We start from the raw sequence: 17,540 nt of genomic DNA, 5'->3' as shown, positions 1-17,540 counted from the left end.
TGGGGGGTCCTTTGCCTCGGTTCGAAATCCAGTGTCGCGCGGGGGCCGTGTAGGGCGTGTTATCCACCAGGCACGGCATGGTCACGACGATAACCAAACCGCGCGATCCATTCAGGTGGACAAGCGGCGCACGGTCAGCCGGCGTTATGTCCCGCGCGGCTTGGCGCGATGGGTGGCGCTGGCGGTCCACGGATCATCCGGCCACGGATGCCGTGGGTAGCGCCCCTTCATCTCCTTTTTGACCTCGGCATAGGTGTTGGCCCAGAAGTTGCGCAGGTCCTGGGTCACCTGCAGCGGGCGGCCGCCGGGCGACAGCAGGTGCAGCGTGAGCGGCACGCGGCCATCGGCGATGCGTGGCGTATCGGCCAGCCCGAACAGCTCCTGCAGTTTCACCGCCAGCACCGGTGGCTGCGGCGTGCTGCCATCGGCCTCCAGCGCATACGTGATCGGCCGCTCCATGCCCGAGGGCACCGCGATACGCACCGGCGCATGCCTGTCGATCAGCTCGCGCTGCGCCCACGGCATCGGCGATTTCAGTGCCTCGCCCAGCGTGGACTCATCCAGCGCATCCAGGCGCGTCTTGCCATTGAACGCCGGCGTCAGCCATGTCGTGAGCGTCTCCATCAGCGCCGCATCGGACACCTCCGGCAGTTCCAGCTCCGGCATCCACGCACGCAGCGAGAGCGCTCGCGCCTGCCACTGGCGCAGGCCGTCGGTCCACGGCAATGCCTCCAGTCCCAGCTCACGCACCGCCTCGGTCAGCGCCTGCGCGGCCTGCGCCGGATCCACCCGACCGGCCGAGCGGCTGTCCAGCACGATGCGATCGAAGCGGCTTTCGCGGCGCGCCACCAGCGCCCGCTTGTCCGCGTCCCAGCGCACCACGTCCTGCTGCTGGAAGCGCTGCGGGAAATCCCGGCGCAGGCGGTTCTCATCCACCGGCGCGGCGCGCTGCAGCAGCGCATCGCGGGCTTCGTAGCGCAGTTCCACCGCCACCAGCCACGGCTCACCGCGCAGGTCGCTTGGGTCGAACAGGCGCGCGCTGCGCCCATTGGCCAACAGGTAGCGCAGTGGATCGGTGGGATGCCGGGCCGCGATCCGGTCCGGAAAGGCGTGCGCCAGCAGATCGCCCAGCTGGTGGGCCTCCACTGAAGACGGCGGCGTGGTGTCGCAGCGCAGGCGCCGCCGCCATTGCTTGCTGGCCGCATCGATGGCCGCCAGCGCGCCGCGATTGGCGTCCTGCGGCACGCGTCCCTGCCGGAATGCGGCCAGCGCCCGCCACCGCGCGGCCAACGCATCGCCGCCGTGGCGCAGCGGATCCCGCGCTTCCACCAGCGCGGCCAGGTCGCAGGCCAGCGCCTGCTCGGTGCCGTTGCCGGCCGCCAGCAGCATCGCCGACAGCCGTGGGTGCGTGCCCAGCGTGAGCATGCGCCGGCCCAGTGCGGTGAGCGCGCCGCTATCGCCCAGCGCACCCAACCGCTGCAGGAGCTCGCGCGCGGCGGCCATCGCGCCCACCGGCGGCGCATCCACGAAACGCAGGTCCTCGCTGCCCCAGGCAGCCAGCTCCAGCGCCAGCGCGGCCAGCTCCACCTGTGCGATCTCCGGCCGGCGCTGCGCTTCCAGCCGCTGCGACTGCGGCCACAGCCGCCAGGCCCAGCCTTCGGCCACGCGCCCGGCGCGGCCGGCGCGCTGGTCGGCCGAGGCCTGCGCGATGTTCACCACGTCCAGCCGCGAAAAACCGCTGTTGGGGTCATAGCGCGGCTCGCGCGCCAGCCCCGCATCCACCACCACGCGCACCCCGGGCAGGGTCACCGAGGATTCGGCCACGTTGGTGGCCAGCACCACCCGGCGCTGGCCCTGCGGATCGGGCTGCAGCACGCGCGACTGCTGCTCCACCGGCAGCTCGCCGTGCAGCGGCAACACCTGGATATCGGCCGGCAACGCCTGTTCCAGCGCGGCCTGGGTGCGCGCGATCTCGCGTTGGCCCGGCAGGAACACCAGCACATCCCCGGGGTGCTCGGCCAAGGCCTGCTCCACCGCGCGCCGCGCCTGCGCTTCCAGCGATTCGTCGCGGCGGGCCGGGAAATGGCTCACCGCCACCGGGAAGCTGCGGCCGGCGCTGCTCAGGCGCGGGGCGTCCAGAAACTGCGCCAGCCGCTCGCCATCCAGCGTCGCCGACATCACCACGATGCGCAGGTCCTCGCGCAATTGCGCCTGCACATCCAGCGCCAGCGACAGCCCCAGATCGGCGGCCAGGTGGCGCTCATGGAATTCATCGAACAGCAGCGCGCCCACGCCGTCCAGCATCGGGTCGTCCTGCAGCATGCGGGTGAGGATGCCCTCGGTGACCACCTCCACCCGGGTGCGCGCGGACACCTTGTTCTCGAACCGGATGCGGTAGCCCACCGTACCGCCGACCTCTTCCCCCAGCTGCCGCGCCATGAACTGCGCGGCGCTGCGCGCGGCCACCCGGCGGGGTTCCAGCATGATGATCTTCCGGCCTTCCAGCCACGGCGCGTCCAGCAGCGCCAGCGGCACCTGGGTGGTCTTGCCTGCGCCAGGGGGCGCTTCCAGCACCAGGCGCGGGTGCGTGGCCAGCTGCGTGGCGATCTGCGGCAGCAGCCCGGAAATCGGAAAACTCGGCGTACTCATGGCGCAAGGATACGGGCCGGCGGCAGGGCCGGCGAGCCGGCCGGGCTACAATGGCGCGATTCATTGCCCTGTAGCTGCCCCATGCAACTGATCGATATCGGCGCCAACCTCACCCACGATTCCTTCGACCGCGACCGCGATGCCGTGCTGGCCCGCGCCCGCGAGGCGGGCGTGGTGCAGATGGTGCTGACCGGCGCCAGCCGCGAGCATTCGCCGATGGCCCTCGACCTGGCGCGCCAGCACCCGGGCTTCCTGTACGCCACCGCCGGCGTGCACCCGCACCACGCGGTGGAATACACCGACGAATGCGATGCCGAAATGCGCGCGCTGCACGCCCACGCCGAAGTGGTGGCGGTGGGCGAGTGCGGCCTGGACTATTTCCGCGATTTCGCCCCGCGCCCGGCCCAACACCGTGCCTTCGAGCGCCAGCTGCAGCTGGCCAGCGAGGTGCGCGCTGCCGATGGACAGCGCAAGCCGCTGTTCCTGCACCAGCGCGACGCGCATGCCGATTTCATGGCGCAGATGAAGAACTTCGACGGCCGCATCGGCGCCGCGGTGGTGCATTGCTTCACCGGCGAGCGCCAGGAGCTGTTCGATTACCTGGACCAGGATTGGTACATCGGCATCACCGGCTGGCTGTGCGACGAGCGCCGTGGCGCGCACCTGCGCGAGCTGGTGAAGCACATTCCGGCCGAGCGGCTGATGATTGAAACCGACGCGCCGTACCTGCTGCCGCGCAGTTTGAAGCCGATGCCGAAGGATCGGCGCAATGAGCCGATGTTCCTGGCGCATATCGTCGAGGAACTGGCGCGGGATCGCGGCGAGGATGTGGAGCTGACCGCAGCGAACGCCACCGCAGCGACGCGCGCGTTCTTCCGCCTGCCAGACGCGCGCTGACCCGGGCCTGCCGTGTCGCTGCCTTGGTAGGGTCGCATCCGGATCGACCGCCGATACCAATGGGCAGGCCGTAGAAGGCATGAGCGATGGCGAAGGCACGTCGCCGGAGAGGTCAATGCGTCAAAGCACCGATCACTCCTATCGGCGGTTGTTCGGGAACCAACCCTACCGGATGGCGTCCTGAAGGCCTTCGCGGTATGTGGCGAACTTCGGTTTCCACCCCAACGCTTCGCGCGTGCCCCGGCTGTTGATGCGCTTGTTGCTTGCGTAGAATCGCCGCAACGCCGGGCTTACCGACGGGTCGTCCCACGCCACCGCAGGTGACATTGCGAACCCACCCAGCTCCGCCGCGAACGCCAGCACGTCCTGCGGCGGCGCCGGCTCGTCGTCGGCAGGTAGATACAGCGCCTCACCGGGGTGACCCATCGCGGCAACAACGACCGCCGCCAGATCCTCCACATGCAGCCGGTTGAACACCAACCCCGGCCGCAGCACATGCCGCGCGCGGCCTTCCGCCAGTTGAACCAGCGCATTGCGCCCGCGCCCATAGATCCCCGGCAGGCGGAACAAGGCAGACGCCACGCCCTTGTCCCGCGCAAACCCGCACCACTGCGCCTCGGCCAGCAACCGCCGCCGTGCCGTGTCATCCACCGCATCGGCCACCGATGTCTCGTCGATCCAGCCGCCCTCGCGGTCGGCGTACACCGCCGTTGAAGAGAGATAGCCCACCCAGCGAAGTGCCGGGCTCTCCCGCAACGCCGCAGCCACCAGCCGCAATGCGGGATCGCCGCCCACATCGGGCGGCACCGTACAGATCACCGCCTCCGCGCTGCGGATGGCCTCACGCAGCGCATCATCAACAGGCTGCCCCGCCACCAGCCGGTGGCGGACAACACCATCGTCGGGCGCCGCCTCCGGCTCCCGCACCGTGCCACTGCAGGCCACACCCTGGGCCCGTAACAGCGCCGCCACGTGCCGCCCGCTGTAGCCAAGCCCCAGCACCAGAACCCGCGTCGGTGCAGCGCCGGCAGCCATGCTCAGCCCGCGCGCTGGCGCTGGCGCTGGTAAGCCTGCAGATGCGCATACGCCACCGCCAGCAGCGGCGCCGCCTGGCCGGCCGCGCGTGCCCGCACCAGCATGTCGCCCACGATCTGCTCGGCCTCCACCTGCTGGCCGGCCTCGAGATCGCGCAGCATCGACGCCTTCAGCGCGGAACCTTCCTGCGTGGTCGCCGCCAGTGCCACGGCCTGCGCCTTCTCCGGAATCGGCTCACCCGCTGCCTCGGCCACCGCCAGGCATTCGGCATACAGCCCGCGCACGATCTCCGCGCCATCCTGCGTGGCCACGATCGTGCCCACATCCGCCCGCATCAGGCAGGTTGCCGCCGCCAGCGTGGTCAGGAACGTGTACTTGACCCACTGCTCCTGCCCAATGGCATCGCTGGCCACATGGTCCACTCCGGCCTGGACGCACGCCGCCGCCAGCGCCAGTACCCGCGCACTGTTGCCGGGCGTATCACGCTCGCCAAAGGTCAGCTTCGCCGCTGGCGCCAGGTGCAGCACCGCCCCATCGGCGGCCTTGGTCGCACTGATGAAGCACAGCCCACCCAGCACCGCATCGCGGCCAAAGCGCGCATCCAGTGCCGCGTAGTGGCGCAGCCCGTTGAGGATCGGCAGCACCGTCGTACGCGAGGACACCGCAGGTGCAATCGCCTCGATGGCGCTGTCCAGATCGTAGGCCTTGCAGCTCAGGATCACTAGATCGAAGGGCTGCTCTGCGGCAAGCGCAGGCAGCGCATCGGCAGTCACGTGGGCTACCGGGAAGCTCGCATCACCCAGCGGGCTGCGAATCACCAGGCCCTCGCTGTCCAGCTGAGCAGCGCGGGCAGGGCGGACCAGGAAGGTCACGTCGACCCCCGCCTGGGCCAGGCGACCGCCGAAGTAACCGCCGGTACCACCGGCACCCAATACTAGTATGCGCATGCGTTTCTCCAACGACTTCGAGGGCCGGCCAATGGCCGGCGCTACCGGGGCAGGTCAGCTCCGCATACCCACGCCGCGCTTGAGCAGCCACAGCGCCAGCGCGGTCAGTACCACCACGAAACCAATCATCAGCGCATACGCCACCCACAGCGGCACGTCGCTCGTACCCAGCAGGCCGTAGCGGAACGCGTTCACCATGTAGAAGATCGGGTTCGCGTGCGTGGCCGCTTCCGCCCACGTCGGCAGCAGCTTCACCGAATAGAACACGCCGCCCAGGTAGGTCAGCGGGGTCAGGATGAAGGTGGGCACGATTGCCACGTCATCGAACTTCTTGGCGTACACCGCATTGATGAAACCGGCCAGCGAGAAGATCGTCGCGCCCAGCAGCACCGTGGTCAGCGTCACCAGCGGGTGCGGAATGCGCACCGGCGTGAAGAACATCGCGATCAGCAGCACGATCACGCCCACCATCAACCCGCGCAGCACCGCACCGGCCACGTAACCCCACAGGATCACCCAGTTCGGCATCGGGCTCACCAGCAGCTCTTCCACGTGCCGCCCGAACTTCGCCCCGAAGAACGACGAACTGATGTTGCCGTAGCTGTTCTGGATCACGCTCATCATCACCAGGCCCGGCACGATGAACTGCATGTAGCTGTAGCCGCCCATCTCGCCCACGCGCGAGCCGATCAGCCCGCCGAAGATCAGGAAGTACAGCGTCATCGTGATCGCCGGCGGCACCAGCGTCTGGCCCCAGATGCGCAGGATGCGCGCCACTTCGCGGCGCACGATCGTCATCAGCGCAATCCGGTTGCGCTGGCCGTCGGTCAGGACCGGGGTCGGGGTGCTGCTCATGCCGCGTTCTCCTGGTTGCCGGTGAGGCGCACGAACAGCTCCTCAAGGCGGTTGCTCTTGGTCCGCATCGACCGCACCCGGATGCCCGACGCGTTCAGCGCCGCGAACACCCGGTTCAGATCCATCGCGCGCGGCATGTCCACGTCCAGCGTGTGCCCGTCGATGGCCACCATCGTGGTGCCCTCGATCACCGGCAGCTGCGTCGGCAGCTCACCGTCGATATCGAACAGGAAGCCTTCCACGTCCAGCTTGGCCAGCAGCTCGCGCATCGGCCCCTGGGTCACGATCTGGCCGTGGTTGATGATCGCCAGGTTGCGGCACAGGTGCTCGGCCTCTTCCAGGTAATGGGTGGTGAGGATGATCGTGGTGCCGGCCGCGTTGATCTCCTTCAGCACCCGCCACATGTCGCGGCGGATCTCGATATCCACGCCCGCGGTGGGCTCATCCAGGATCAGCAGGCGCGGGCGGGTCATCATCGCCCGGGCGATCATCAGCCGGCGCTTCATGCCGCCCGACAGCGTCCGGCTCATCACCTGCGCCTTTTCCCACAGATGGGCGCGCTTGAGCTCTTCCTCGGCCATCTTCTCGGCCTCGGCACGGGCCACGCCGTAGAAGCCGGCGTAGTTGACCAGGATGTCGAAGGGCTTCTCGAACAGGTTGAAGTTGATTTCCTGTGGCACCAGGCCGATCAGGCGCATGGTGGCGCTGCGGTTGCGCACCAGGTCGCTGCCGAATACCTCCACCTGGCCCTCGCTGAGGTTCACCAGCGAGCTGATGATCCCGATCAGGGTGGACTTGCCGGCCCCGTTCGGGCCCAGCAGCGCGAAGAAGTCGCCCGGGGCAACGTCCAGCGAAACCCCTTTCAGGGCCTGGGTGCCGTTGTCATAGGTCTTGCGGAGGTCGCGCACCCGCAGGGCGGGGGCGGTACTGGTCGCGGGAGTGTTCTGGGATGCCAAGCTCTTGCCTTCGCGCCCATGGGACGGCGCTGGATAGGGGCGGGGGAGCGGCTATTATAGAAGGCCCCGAGGGTCTGCCCCGGCTACACACTGTTTCCCAAATTCGTGCCTGTTCAATTCCCCCTCAAGCTGATCGACCGGCGCATGCTGGCCCCCACCGTCGGCCACTACCAGTTCCTGCGTGATGACGGCCAACCGCTGGATTTCCAGCCCGGACAGTTCATCCAGGTCCATTTCGAGTACGCCGACGGCACCGCCACCAAGCGCAGCTACTCCCTGGCCACCATCCACGACCACGCCATGGCCCCCGGCGAAGCCGTTGATATTGCAGTCAGCTTTGTGCCCGGCGGCGCCGCCACGGCCCTGTTCGAGGGCCTGGACCTGGGCGGCCACGTGACCGCCAGCGGCCCGTTCGGCCGGTTCTGCCTGATGCCGGGCGACCACAACGCCCGCTACCTGCTCATCGCCACCGGCACCGGGGTCACCCCGTACCGCTCCATGCTGCCGCTGCTGGCCACCGCCATGGCCGAGCGCGGGGTGGAAGTGGTGCTGCTGCAGGGCGCCCGGACCCCGGAAGAGCTGCTCTACAGCGAAGACTTCTACGCCTTCGCCGCCGCCCACCCGGGCTTCCGCTACGTGCCGTGCCTGTCCCGCGAGCTCCCTGAGAACCCGCACCCGGACGTCCGCCACGGCTACGTGCAGCAGCACCTGGCCGAATTCGCCCCGAACCCGGCCACCGACATCGCCTACCTGTGCGGCAACCCGGACATGGTGGATGCGACGTTCGAGGCGCTGAAGGAAGCGGGCTTGCCGACGCCGCAGGTGCGGCGGGAGAAGTACGTCAGCAGCAAGTGACGCTGGGCTGGAGTAAGGGGGCTAGAATGGCCCCATCAGATCCGGAGCTACCGCCATGACGCCCCCCGTGACTGCCAAGCAGGAAGTCGCCCAGTTGCTGAATCAACTGCCGGACGATTCCACGCTTGAAGACATCCAGTACCACGTCTATGTATTGGAGAAGATCCAGCGCGGCCGCGCGGATGTGGATGCTGGCCGGGTCCACACCACAGAACAGGCGCGCGAGCGGCTGGGTAAATGGCTGGACCGCTGAACTGGACGAGCGAGGCGCTCGAAGATATCGACGCCATCGCAGAGTTCATTGCACGAGACTCCCCGCGCCACGCCAGACGGATCATCGAAGCGCTGTTTGAGCTGGGCAATGTGATTGAGGTCCATCCCTTTGCGGGTAGGGTAGTGCCAGAGGTTGGCCGTACAAGCCTGCGAGAGCGCTTCCTCTACAGCTATCGAGTCATTTACGAAATTCGTGCTGACCAGATTGCAGTACTCGCAGTCCTTCACGGTAGGAGACTGCTTGATTCTGTCGACGAGCGGCTGGGCGGCTGACGTTCGGGCATATGCGCTGGGAGCTTCAGCGGGCTGGAATCGACCCACTCGCGAGGTGCGTTGCCAACGCGCGGTCTTCGATCTCGTACTCGCCCTTTTCACCCTTGGGTGCCAGCACCAGGTTCTTCACCAGTCGATTGACGGCGGTTTGAACCCGCTGGGGGTTGCACGCGTTCTTCTCTTCCAGTCGATCCGTGACCATGGCGCTGAAGTCCGTACTGAACAGGCTCTCCGGCTGTTGGGTAGCCAGGTGTTGCAGGATGATCCTGTCGATCGGTTTCAACCTCAGCCACTGCTCGCGTAGACCGGTTTCGCCTATCTCGTGCTGCCAGCGGCGCAGGCCATCCCACGGGTCCGATATGATGCCAACCACCATGTGCAGGATGATCTGGTTGAGGTAGAGCGGCACCCGGGCAATGCGTTCGAAGACCCTGGCCAACTCCACCTGATCAACCTTGCGTCCGGTTATCTGCGCAAAGATGTGGCCGCGGTTGGCCACAAAGTCGTCGCCCAGCTGCGGCAGAGGCAATGAAAGCGCCGCATCAAACAACGGCGCTCTACGCTTGCGGAACATTTCATTGAGTGCGTCGCGGGAGGATCCCGTAAAGAAGAGTTTCAACTTCGGCTGCAGCTCAAGCATCGAAGCGCGGAAGCAGGCGACGAAATCCTCGTGCATTCCGGCAGCGAGCGTCTGGAATTCATCCAGGATGAGCAGAACCGGCTTGTTGCTGGCCTGCGCCAGATTCTGCATTGCGGTTCTGAGCCTGCCTTGCAGGTCAGCTTGCGCACCCGTCTTTGTCCACTCGGCGTGTACCCCTGATCCCGCGTAAGCCGCCTTGGCGGTCACCTTGTCAGGCTTGATGGCCTTGGACAAAAGGCCCTTGGGCCGCGCGGCGGCTTCCAGCTCCTCCACCAGAGCTACTTCCGGATGGTCCCGCCTGACCCAAAGGTCGATGTAGCACGCCCGCCAGCCCCACGCCTCAGCCGCCGGGACGAGGTCGTTCCTCACGAAGAGGGTCTTCCCCATACGCCGCGCGGCGAACATGGTGATGGCGTGCGTGAGCCCGGAGCCAAGCGCCTGATGGATGGCGTGGACGAGGTCTGCACGAGGGAAGTAGTGGATATCGGCAAGAGTATTCATTATGGGAATTTATGGGGAAACCCATAATTATGATTTCAATCATAAGATGCCATAATTCACGTCCCACTGCCGTGACGCCGCCCCCAGAACCGCTGGGCCAGACACGCCTACAGCAGGCCGGGCGCACAGTTTCGCTCGGTCATGCGGTATCCCTACACATGGCTCGCAATTCGGGAGCATGTCCGAACTCAGGGAACGCTTGCCCCGTGCGCGCACTCGTCTTCTGACGCGCGCTGATGAACGCGAGCATGAGTACGATGGATTGTTCCTACTGAACTCCGCTAGTTCATATGCCCTGACTGTTGGTAGCTGCGCTTTCAGCGCCATATGCGTCATGGAGAAGGTTTTGCCTACCGAAGTCGGGAAATCAAGAAGCACAAACAATTTCCCATCGCTGGCAGCGGCACGCATGGTGTGTTCCGGAGCGTAGAAACTCCAAAAACACGAGAATTGGATGTCCTGCGTCGGGAGGGTGGCTAATACAACACCCTCGTGGAAATACGCCCGCCGAGTTTTCGTGTTTTACGGTTTCTAACCTCCCGACTCCCTCGCCATCCCGGCGAGGGATCTTCCTGCTGGAGGCAGACCATGAAAAGTCAACTACCCGACGACAGCTACAACGACTACCCTTCCCAATCCGCGATTGCCCGGCGCGCACGCGAACGCCGTACGCAATCCCCGCCGTGCACGCCACCCGCACACTTCCACGAAGAGCTGAAGGTTCCCTACCTCAAGATCCGCGGCCAGTGGCTGCGGCAGATGGGCTTCAACGTGGGCCGCAAGCTGCAGATTGAAGCCTGCGCTGGCGTCATCACCATCAAGCTGCTGGGCACGCCAGCGGTGGAAGACCCACGGGTGCCCAGGTTCGTGGAACGCACGATCTTCCACGGCGAGGTCAACGCCGACCTGGGGCAGTTCCTGCCCGAGGACGTCATCCCATGAAGAAGCAGGTCTACTTGCGGGTGAAGGTGGATCCCGCTCTACGCCGCGCCTTCCAACTCTCCGCGTGGCGCAGCGAACGATCACCCAGCTACGTGCTCCGGTCGTTGATCCAGAACTGCGTGTCCCTGGATCGGAACCTCAATGGCCTTGATATTGAGGTCTGGGGCGATTGCTTCCCGCTGGAAGGTGAAGCGACGAGGCAGCCGAACCGGCAGTGCTCCCGGTGAAGAGGTAGCAACGCCACCGCTACCCGGAGCGCGTTGCCACGTAAGTGTTCGCACCACGCACCAATGCAAATCCGGTTACGGGCCCGTCTCCGGCAAGTTCAGCACCCTATCCTGGTCGGTCTCCTCGCGCTGGCGCAGGGACGAATTCCCTCGTCGAATCGGGCATGTCACATCCAGCCCGCCCATCCGTCATGGCATGCTGAGACCCTTCAATCCAGGATGCGATCGAAATGCGACTTTCCTGCCGTCCCCTGGCCACCAGCGCGGCGTTTCTGCTGCTGGCGGCCTGCCAGGCCACTCCGGGTGCACCGCCGGAAGGAGCCGAGCGCCAGTACGGAACACTGACGTTCAAGCCCTGCACCCTTACCAGCGCCCAGGCCAGCAACAACGTCGAAGCCGAGTGCGCCACCCTGCAGGTGCCCGAGAACCCCGATGCGCCCACTGGCCGCAAGATCGGGCTCAACATCGCCCTGCTGGATACCGCCAACGAAGGCGAGGGCAAGCAGGACCCGGTGTTCTTCCTGGCCGGCGGGCCGGGCCAGTCCGCCACGCAGGTGGCGGCCATCATCAACCAGTCGCTGCGCGACGTGCGCAAGAAGCGCGACATCATCCTGGTGGACCAGCGCGGCACCAGCAAATCCAACCCGCTCAGCTGCGTGGATGCCGACGGCAAGGAGCTTTCGTTCGACGAGAACGCGGCGGCCACGCCCGAAGTGATCGCCGAGTTCGCCACCCGCTGCGCTGCCGCGGTGGCCGAGCGTGCCGACACCCGCTTCTACACCACCACCCAGGCCATTGGTGACCTGGACGCGGTGCGTGCTGCGCTGGGCGTGGACAAGATCAACCTGGTCGGCGGTTCCTACGGTACCCGCGTGGCCCAGCAGTACGCCGCGCGCTTCCCGCAGCACACCCGTGCGGTGGTGATCGACGGGGTGGCGCCGAACGACCTGGCGGTGGGCGGCGATTTCGCCAACACCTTCGAATCGGCGATCGAGCTGCAATCCGCCCAGTGCCGCAAGGACGCCGCCTGCGCCAAGCGCTTCCCGGTCGATACCCGCACCCAGCTGCGCAACGTGATGACCACGCTGGCCAAGGCCCCGGTGGAGGTGGAGTACCGTGACCCGGGCACCGCCGCGGTACGCCGCGATCCGATCAGCGCCAACACCGTGACCAGCCTGGCCTTCATGTTCTCGTACATGCCGGAACTGTCCTCGCTGCTGCCGGTGGTGCTGGACGAAGCCGCGCAGGGCCGCTACGCGCCGCTGATGTCGCTCAACAGCCTGGCCACGCGCAACATGGCCGGGCAGATGAACCAGGGCATGCAGTGGTCGGTGATCTGCGCCGAAGACGCCGACCGCTACCAGGAAGCGCCGGCCGGCGACCGCCTGCTCGGCCCGGAAGTGGCGCGCATGTTCTTCGCCGCCTGCCCGGTGTGGAACGTGGGCACGCGCCCGAAGAACTTCACCGCGCCGTTGAGCACGGACGTGCCGGTGCTGCTGCTGTCGGGCGAATTCGACCCGGTCACCCCGCCGCGTTACGCAGAACAGGTGCTCAAGCACCTGCCCAACGGCCGCCACATCGTGGCCAAGGGCCAAGGCCATGGCACCCTGGGTGCCGGCTGTATGCCGCGGCTGCTGGCGCAGTTCATGGACAAGGCCGACGCCAAGGCACTCGACGCCTCCTGCCTGGATACCCTCACCGCGGTGCCGGCCTTCACCTCGTTCAACGGATGGGAACCATGATCGTCGCCGAGAACCTGCATAAAGCGTTCAAGACCAAGACCGGCCTGATCAAGGCAGTGGACAACGTCGGCTTCCAGGCCGAGGACGGTCGCATCACCGGCCTGCTCGGCCCCAACGGCGCCGGCAAGACCACCACCATGCGCATGCTCTACACCCTGATGTCACCCGACCAGGGCCGGGTGCTGGTGGATGGACTGGACGTGGCCACCCACCCGGTGGAGGTCCGTCGCCGCCTGGGCGTGCTGCCCGACGCACGCGGCGTGTACAAGCGGCTGACCGCGCGCGAGAACATCGCCTACTTCGGCGAGTTGCACGGCATGAGTGCCGCGCACATCCGCGAGCGCACCAAGGTGCTCTCCAAGGCGCTGGACATGGAAGACATCCTGGACCGCCAGACCGACGGCTTCTCCCAGGGGCAGCGCACCAAGACCGCCATTGCGCGCGCGCTGGTGCACGACCCACGCAACGTGATCCTGGACGAGCCCACCAACGGCCTGGACGTGATGACCACCCGCGCGCTGCGTGGCTTCCTGCGCGAGCTGCGCGACGAAGGCCGCTGCGTGATCTTCTCCAGCCACATCATGCAGGAGGTGGCCGCGCTGTGCGACACGATCGTGATCATTGCCAAGGGCACGGTGATGGCTGCCGGCACGGCCGATGAACTGCGCGCGCTGACCGGCGAAGCGAACCTGGAAGATGCCTTCGTGAAGGCGATCGGCAATGAAGAAGGACTGCACGCATGAGCGCGTTTGCCACGTTGTTGACCGTCATGCGCAAGGAACTGCGCGATCTCTCGCGTGACCGCCGTACCCTGGCGCTCACCCTGCTGCTCGGGCCGTTGCTGTACCCGGTGCTGATCCTGGGCATGGGCAAGCTGGCCGAGACCCGGTTCAAGACCCAGATCGACACCCCGCTGGACATTCCCACCATCGGCCGCGAGCACGCCCCCAACCTGGTGCGCTTCCTGGCCTCGCAGGGACTCAACGCGGTGGACCCGCCGAAGGACCTGACCGCGGAGATCCGTGACCAGAAGATCGACATCGCCCTGCGCATCAGTCCGGAGTTCGGCAAGGACTGGGCAGAGGGGCGCCCGGCACTGGTGGAGATCGTGCAGGACAGCACCCGCCGCGATGCCGACATTCCCACCGCACGCCTGAAGGCGGCCCTCAACGGTTACAGCCAGCAGGTGGGCGCGCTGCGCTTGCTGGCGCGCGGTATCGACGCGCAGGTGGCACGCCCGCTGGACGTGGCCACCCAGGACCTGGCCACGGCCGAGGCCAAGCGCGGTGTGATGCTGTCGCTGCTGTTGCCGATCCTGCTCACCATCACCTCGTTCCTGGGCGGTGCCTACCTGGTGATGGACACCACCGCGGGCGAGCGTGAGCGGCAGTCGCTGGAACCGTTGCTGGCCACCCCGGCCCGGCGCAGCGCCATCGTCAGCGGCAAGATCGCCGCCGCCTGCGTGGTGGGCGTGGTGTCGCTGCTGCTCACGCTGGCGGCGTTCAAGCTCAGCGCGCAGCTGTCCACCGGTGCAGCGGCGCGGCAGCTCAACATGGGCCTGCTGTCGATGCTGCAGATGCTGTTCGTGATGATGCCGATCCTGTTCATCGGCACCTCGCTGCTGACCTTCCTCTCGGCAGCGGCCAAGAGCATGAAGGAGGCGCAGAGCCACATGACCTGGCTGATGCTGCTGCCGATGCTGCCCGGTTACGCGCTGATGGTGTACCCGGTGAAGTCCGAGCTGTGGCAGCTGGCGGTGCCGTTCCTGGCGCAGAACCAGATGCTGCTGAAGATCATCCGCCACGAACCGATCAGCCCGCAGATGTGGGCGGTGTACCTGGTGGCAGGCTTCGGCCTGGCCGCACTGCTGTGGTTCGCCGCCGTACGCCGTTACCACCAGGAGCGCCTCGCGATCTCCGGTTGATTTCCGGGCGGCTGTGTACCGACCAACGGTCGGTACCTACCGCCACGGCAGCCGGTAGGTATCGACCGTTGGTCGATACGGCGGCAACAAAAAACCCCGGATCGCTCCGGGGTTTTTCTTTTTGCCCATCAATCGTGGATCAACCGCCCGGCGCGAACGACAGCGTGCGGCGGGTGGTGACCGGGGCGCTGACCGGTTCGAACTTCCAGCGCTTGACCGCGTTGAGCGCCTCGCGGTCGAAGATGCGTGCCGGGGTGGCGCGCAGCACGCGCGAGCTGGTGACCGAACCGTCGGTGCCCACGGTGATCTCCACCAGCACTTCGCCCGAGGTACCGGCGCGCAGTGCGTCGGTCGGGTAGCGCGGCGCCGGGGTGCTGATCGGACGCAGGGCGGCGGCGGCGGCCGGTGCGGCGGTGGGCTGGCGGGCAGCAGCGGCCTGGGCGGCAGCGGCAGCCTGCTGCCGCTGTTCGGCTTCGCGGCGGGCCGCTGCCTGGCGCTCGGTGTCCTGGCGCTCGCTTTCGCGGCGGGCGGCATCCTGCTGCGCAGCGATCTGCTTGGCCGCTTCCGCTTCGGTGGCCTGCTGCTGGCGCTGCTGGTCGGCCAGCAGCTTGACCTTGTTCTCAGCGTCCTTCTTGACCTTGTCGGTCTCTTCCTGGGTGCGCTTGAGGGCGGTCTGCATGCCGTTGGTGATGCCCGACTTCAGGCGCGGCAGCGCCGGTGCGGTGGGGTCCACCTTCTCGATCAGCGCCACCAGGCGCTGGCCTTCGGTGAAGTCCTCGCGGGTCAGGCTCTGCTCGGCGGCAATCAGCGTGTACGGCAGCAGGTCCGACAACGCGCTCTTGATCGAGGCATCGTCCGGGGTCTTCTCGCGCAGCGCCAGGTAGTACTCCATGGCGTTGTCGCCGGCCGGGCCGTACATGCGGTTTTCGCGCAGGGCCTTGCTGGCCAGGTCACGCAGTTCCTCGGTCCCCATTGACTGGACCTTGGCCGAAACCGCCGGCGCCGGCGGCGCGGCGGCAGGTGCGGCGGCCGTGGCAGCCGGTGCGGTCGGCGCGGCCGGAGCCGTTTCGTCCTTGCCCGAGCAGGCGGCCAGAGCCACCACCAGGGTCAGCGGCACCAGCAGGCGCGCCTTGGTGTTCGTGTTGACGTGCGACATCCAACTCCCCTTTGAAGAACGACGATACGTAAGGCCTGATGCGGTCAGGCCGACCGAAGCCCCGGTACGTTTCCCAGCGTCCGGCGCGGTGCAGCAGGTGCCCAATCTAGCATCCCCGCGCCCTGCTTTGCAGGGCCGGGGCGGGCAGGGCGGGCGCTTAGTGCGCCAGCGACTTGCTCGGGGTGTGGGCCATCAGCTTGTCGGTGTAGGCAATGCCGATGGCCGACAGGATGAATGCGGCGTGGATGATGGTCTGCCACATCACGCCGCTGCCGGTCATGGTGGAGCACTTGAACGAGGCTTCCACGGCCGGGCCGTACTTGGCCACGGCATCCAGCACCGCGGTGACGTACTCCGGGCTGTTGCACGCCGGCAGGCCGTCCAGGTTGCCGGCGCCGATGAAGGTCTTGAGCAGGTGGATCGAGGAGATGCCGATGATCGACAGCGCCAGCTTCACCTTCAGCACGCTGGCATTGACGTGGCTCAGCCACTCCGGCTGGTCCGGGTGGTTTTCCAGGCGCAGGCGCGAAACGAAGGTCTCGTAGCCGCCCACGATCACCATCACCAGCAGGTTGGAGATCATCACCACGTCGATCAGGCCCAGCACCAGCAGCATGATTTCCTGCTCGCCCATGGTGTTGGCCTTGTGGACCAGGTGCCACAGCTCCTTGCCGAACAGGAACACGTAGACGCACTGCGCCAGGATCAGGCCCAGGTACAGCGGCAGCTGCAGCCAGCGCGAGGCGAAGATCAGGGACGACAGGGGGCTGATGGGCTTTTCGGTCGAGCTCATGCTGGGATGCTGCGTTGCGGGGGACGCCGCAGAGTAGCGGGCCGGCATGACCCTGCCAAGCCAGCTGACGCACTAGACTCGGGATTCCTGAACCGCTGGGTCCTGTCATGATCGATCTGTACTACTGGCCTACCCCGAACGGCCACAAAGTCACCCTGCTGCTGGAAGAGCTGGGCCTGCCGTACACCATCAAGCCGGTGAACATCGGCAGCGGCGACCAGTTCAAGGCCGAATTCCTCGCCATCTCCCCCAACAACAAGATGCCGGCGCTGGTCGACCACCAGCCCACCGACGGGGGCGCGCCGCAGAGCGTGTTCGAGTCCGGGGCGATCCTGCTGTACCTGGCCGAGAAGACGGGGAAATTCCTGCCGGCCGACACCCGCGGCCGGGTGGCGGTGCTGGAATGGCTGTTCTGGCAGATGGCCGGGCTGGGCCCGATGAGCGGCCAGATGGGCCATTTCAATGTGTATGCGCCGGAGCAGATTCCGTATGCCATCGAGCGCTACGGCAACGAAGTGCGCCGCCTGCACGGGGTGATGGACAAGCGCCTGGCCAGCAGCGCCTACCTGGGCGGCGACGACTACAGCATCGCCGACATGGCCAGCTACCCCTGGATCGGTGCGTACGACAAGCTGCCGGCCGATTTCGCCGCGTTCCCGAACCTGAAGCGCTGGCACGACGCGATCGCCGCGCGCCCCGCGACCCAGCGGGCCTATGCGCTGAAGCAGAAAGTGAACCCGGACGCCGGCAAGCCCTTGAGCGACGAAGAGCGCAAGCACCTGTTCGGCCAGCGGTAAACCAGGCGGCATCGCCGCCGATCTGCCGCGGTAGAGCCGACTGTCAGTCGGCTGCCCGGAGCGCCCGGTACTCCTGGA

18 protein-coding genes are annotated in these 17,540 nt (G+C 66.9%); 10 read left to right on the top strand and 8 right to left on the bottom strand.

Annotation, left to right across the window (positions count from 1 at the left end):
* Nucleotides 1-144 precede the first annotated feature (144 nt).
* Nucleotides 145-2,649 (bottom strand): ATP-dependent helicase HrpB, encoded by a 2,505-nt coding sequence (gene hrpB, locus ACQG3P_RS12485; protein WP_426805237.1) that lies wholly within the window; start codon nt 2,647-2,649, stop codon nt 145-147.
* Nucleotides 2,650-2,730: 81 nt separating this feature from the next.
* On the opposite strand from hrpB, the gene ACQG3P_RS12480 reads away from it, so the two are divergent.
* Nucleotides 2,731-3,546, top strand: coding sequence for a TatD family hydrolase (locus ACQG3P_RS12480; RefSeq protein ID WP_426805236.1), 816 nt, complete (start codon nt 2,731-2,733; stop codon nt 3,544-3,546).
* A gap of 165 nt (nt 3,547-3,711) precedes the next feature.
* On the opposite strand, the gene ACQG3P_RS12475 is transcribed toward ACQG3P_RS12480, so the two are convergent.
* Genes ACQG3P_RS12475 through ACQG3P_RS12460 form a run of 4 tightly spaced genes read right to left on the bottom strand, consistent with a single transcriptional unit; the run spans nt 3,712 to nt 7,339 of the window.
* Nucleotides 3,712-4,581, bottom strand: a complete 870-nt coding sequence (locus ACQG3P_RS12475) for an epimerase (protein WP_426805235.1) — start codon at nt 4,579-4,581, stop codon at nt 3,712-3,714.
* 2 nt (nt 4,582-4,583) lie between these two features.
* Nucleotides 4,584-5,528: a 2-dehydropantoate 2-reductase gene (gene panE / locus ACQG3P_RS12470; protein WP_426805234.1), complete on the bottom strand. Its 945-nt coding sequence runs from the start codon at nt 5,526-5,528 to the stop codon at nt 4,584-4,586.
* Between the two features lie 54 nt (nt 5,529-5,582).
* Complete coding sequence (locus ACQG3P_RS12465) at nt 5,583-6,383, bottom strand: ABC transporter permease (RefSeq protein ID WP_068854422.1); 801 nt, start codon at nt 6,381-6,383, stop codon at nt 5,583-5,585.
* On the bottom strand, nt 6,380-7,339 hold the full coding sequence (locus ACQG3P_RS12460; protein WP_093532674.1) for an ABC transporter ATP-binding protein: 960 nt from the start codon (nt 7,337-7,339) through the stop codon (nt 6,380-6,382). The genes ACQG3P_RS12465 and ACQG3P_RS12460 overlap by 4 nt, the downstream gene beginning before the upstream one ends.
* Nucleotides 7,340-7,444: 105 nt before the next feature.
* On the opposite strand from ACQG3P_RS12460, the gene ACQG3P_RS12455 reads away from it, so the two are divergent.
* From ACQG3P_RS12455 to ACQG3P_RS12445, 3 genes are read left to right on the top strand one after another with little or no spacing between them, the layout of a single operon-like run.
* The gene (locus tag ACQG3P_RS12455) at nt 7,445-8,194 is read left to right on the top strand and encodes a ferredoxin--NADP reductase (RefSeq protein ID WP_083214238.1); all 750 of its coding nucleotides are present in this window, start codon (nt 7,445-7,447) and stop codon (nt 8,192-8,194) included.
* 55 nt (nt 8,195-8,249) lie between these two features.
* Nucleotides 8,250-8,447 (top strand): hypothetical protein, encoded by a 198-nt coding sequence (locus ACQG3P_RS12450; protein ID WP_095363222.1) that lies wholly within the window; start codon nt 8,250-8,252, stop codon nt 8,445-8,447.
* Nucleotides 8,432-8,740, top strand: coding sequence for a type II toxin-antitoxin system RelE/ParE family toxin (locus ACQG3P_RS12445; RefSeq protein ID WP_210131321.1), 309 nt, complete (start codon nt 8,432-8,434; stop codon nt 8,738-8,740). Before ACQG3P_RS12450 ends, ACQG3P_RS12445 begins: the two co-directional genes overlap by 16 nt.
* A gap of 25 nt (nt 8,741-8,765) precedes the next feature.
* Here ACQG3P_RS12445 and ACQG3P_RS12440 read toward each other — a convergent pair whose 3' ends face one another.
* On the bottom strand, nt 8,766-9,881 hold the full coding sequence (locus tag ACQG3P_RS12440; protein WP_426805233.1) for a hypothetical protein: 1,116 nt from the start codon (nt 9,879-9,881) through the stop codon (nt 8,766-8,768).
* Nucleotides 9,882-10,469: 588 nt separating this feature from the next.
* Between ACQG3P_RS12440 and ACQG3P_RS12435 the strand changes: the two genes are divergently transcribed.
* From ACQG3P_RS12435 to ACQG3P_RS12415, 5 genes are all read left to right on the top strand, one after another.
* Complete coding sequence (locus ACQG3P_RS12435; protein WP_426805232.1) at nt 10,470-10,823, top strand: SymE family type I addiction module toxin; 354 nt, start codon at nt 10,470-10,472, stop codon at nt 10,821-10,823.
* The gene (locus ACQG3P_RS12430) at nt 10,820-11,050 is read left to right on the top strand and encodes a hypothetical protein (protein WP_426805231.1); all 231 of its coding nucleotides are present in this window, start codon (nt 10,820-10,822) and stop codon (nt 11,048-11,050) included. Before ACQG3P_RS12435 ends, ACQG3P_RS12430 begins: the two co-directional genes overlap by 4 nt.
* A 230-nt stretch (nt 11,051-11,280) precedes the next feature.
* A complete protein-coding gene (locus tag ACQG3P_RS12425; RefSeq protein WP_426805230.1) occupies nt 11,281-12,792 on the top strand; it encodes an alpha/beta hydrolase in 1,512 nt (503 codons plus the stop codon).
* A complete protein-coding gene (locus ACQG3P_RS12420) occupies nt 12,789-13,535 on the top strand; it encodes an ATP-binding cassette domain-containing protein (RefSeq protein WP_068854388.1) in 747 nt (248 codons plus the stop codon). Before ACQG3P_RS12425 ends, ACQG3P_RS12420 begins: the two co-directional genes overlap by 4 nt.
* Nucleotides 13,532-14,716, top strand: coding sequence for an ABC transporter permease (locus ACQG3P_RS12415; protein WP_426805229.1), 1,185 nt, complete (start codon nt 13,532-13,534; stop codon nt 14,714-14,716). Before ACQG3P_RS12420 ends, ACQG3P_RS12415 begins: the two co-directional genes overlap by 4 nt.
* Before the next feature lie 139 nt (nt 14,717-14,855).
* On the opposite strand, the gene ACQG3P_RS12410 is transcribed toward ACQG3P_RS12415, so the two are convergent.
* Nucleotides 14,856-15,872, bottom strand: coding sequence for an energy transducer TonB (locus tag ACQG3P_RS12410; protein ID WP_282243358.1), 1,017 nt, complete (start codon nt 15,870-15,872; stop codon nt 14,856-14,858).
* Between the two features lie 157 nt (nt 15,873-16,029).
* Nucleotides 16,030-16,665, bottom strand: a complete 636-nt coding sequence (locus ACQG3P_RS12405; protein ID WP_068854385.1) for a TIGR00645 family protein — start codon at nt 16,663-16,665, stop codon at nt 16,030-16,032.
* 107 nt (nt 16,666-16,772) lie between these two features.
* On the opposite strand from ACQG3P_RS12405, the gene ACQG3P_RS12400 reads away from it, so the two are divergent.
* Entirely contained in the window at nt 16,773-17,462 is a 690-nt protein-coding gene (locus ACQG3P_RS12400; protein WP_426805228.1) for a glutathione S-transferase N-terminal domain-containing protein, read from the top strand.
* Nucleotides 17,463-17,540: the final 78 nt, after the last annotated feature.

This window comes from Stenotrophomonas sp. SrG (assembly GCF_050031795.1).
Lineage (GTDB): Bacteria > Pseudomonadota > Gammaproteobacteria > Xanthomonadales > Xanthomonadaceae > Stenotrophomonas > Stenotrophomonas rhizophila_A.
Note: the sequence above shows the minus strand (reverse complement) of the source record. Positions and strands in the feature narration are given on the sequence as shown.

What these genes read in the sequence shown, in the direction of transcription:
- ACQG3P_RS12405 (WP_068854385.1), bottom strand. Translation starts at nt 16,665, where the DNA reads ATGAGCTCGACCGAAAAGCCCATCAGCCCCCTGTCGTCCCTGATCTTC.
- panE (WP_426805234.1), bottom strand. Translation starts at nt 5,528, where the DNA reads ATGCGCATACTAGTATTGGGTGCCGGTGGTACCGGCGGTTACTTCGGC.
- hrpB (WP_426805237.1), bottom strand. Translation starts at nt 2,649, where the DNA reads ATGAGTACGCCGAGTTTTCCGATTTCCGGGCTGCTGCCGCAGATCGCC.
- ACQG3P_RS12450 (WP_095363222.1), top strand. Translation starts at nt 8,250, where the DNA reads ATGACGCCCCCCGTGACTGCCAAGCAGGAAGTCGCCCAGTTGCTGAAT.
- ACQG3P_RS12410 (WP_282243358.1), bottom strand. Translation starts at nt 15,872, where the DNA reads ATGTCGCACGTCAACACGAACACCAAGGCGCGCCTGCTGGTGCCGCTG.
- ACQG3P_RS12425 (WP_426805230.1), top strand. Translation starts at nt 11,281, where the DNA reads ATGCGACTTTCCTGCCGTCCCCTGGCCACCAGCGCGGCGTTTCTGCTG.
- ACQG3P_RS12480 (WP_426805236.1), top strand. Translation starts at nt 2,731, where the DNA reads ATGCAACTGATCGATATCGGCGCCAACCTCACCCACGATTCCTTCGAC.
- ACQG3P_RS12400 (WP_426805228.1), top strand. Translation starts at nt 16,773, where the DNA reads ATGATCGATCTGTACTACTGGCCTACCCCGAACGGCCACAAAGTCACC.
- ACQG3P_RS12430 (WP_426805231.1), top strand. Translation starts at nt 10,820, where the DNA reads ATGAAGAAGCAGGTCTACTTGCGGGTGAAGGTGGATCCCGCTCTACGC.
- ACQG3P_RS12415 (WP_426805229.1), top strand. Translation starts at nt 13,532, where the DNA reads ATGAGCGCGTTTGCCACGTTGTTGACCGTCATGCGCAAGGAACTGCGC.
- ACQG3P_RS12435 (WP_426805232.1), top strand. Translation starts at nt 10,470, where the DNA reads ATGAAAAGTCAACTACCCGACGACAGCTACAACGACTACCCTTCCCAA.
- ACQG3P_RS12465 (WP_068854422.1), bottom strand. Translation starts at nt 6,383, where the DNA reads ATGAGCAGCACCCCGACCCCGGTCCTGACCGACGGCCAGCGCAACCGG.
- ACQG3P_RS12445 (WP_210131321.1), top strand. Translation starts at nt 8,432, where the DNA reads ATGGCTGGACCGCTGAACTGGACGAGCGAGGCGCTCGAAGATATCGAC.
- ACQG3P_RS12475 (WP_426805235.1), bottom strand. Translation starts at nt 4,581, where the DNA reads ATGGCTGCCGGCGCTGCACCGACGCGGGTTCTGGTGCTGGGGCTTGGC.
- ACQG3P_RS12440 (WP_426805233.1), bottom strand. Translation starts at nt 9,881, where the DNA reads ATGAATACTCTTGCCGATATCCACTACTTCCCTCGTGCAGACCTCGTC.
- ACQG3P_RS12420 (WP_068854388.1), top strand. Translation starts at nt 12,789, where the DNA reads ATGATCGTCGCCGAGAACCTGCATAAAGCGTTCAAGACCAAGACCGGC.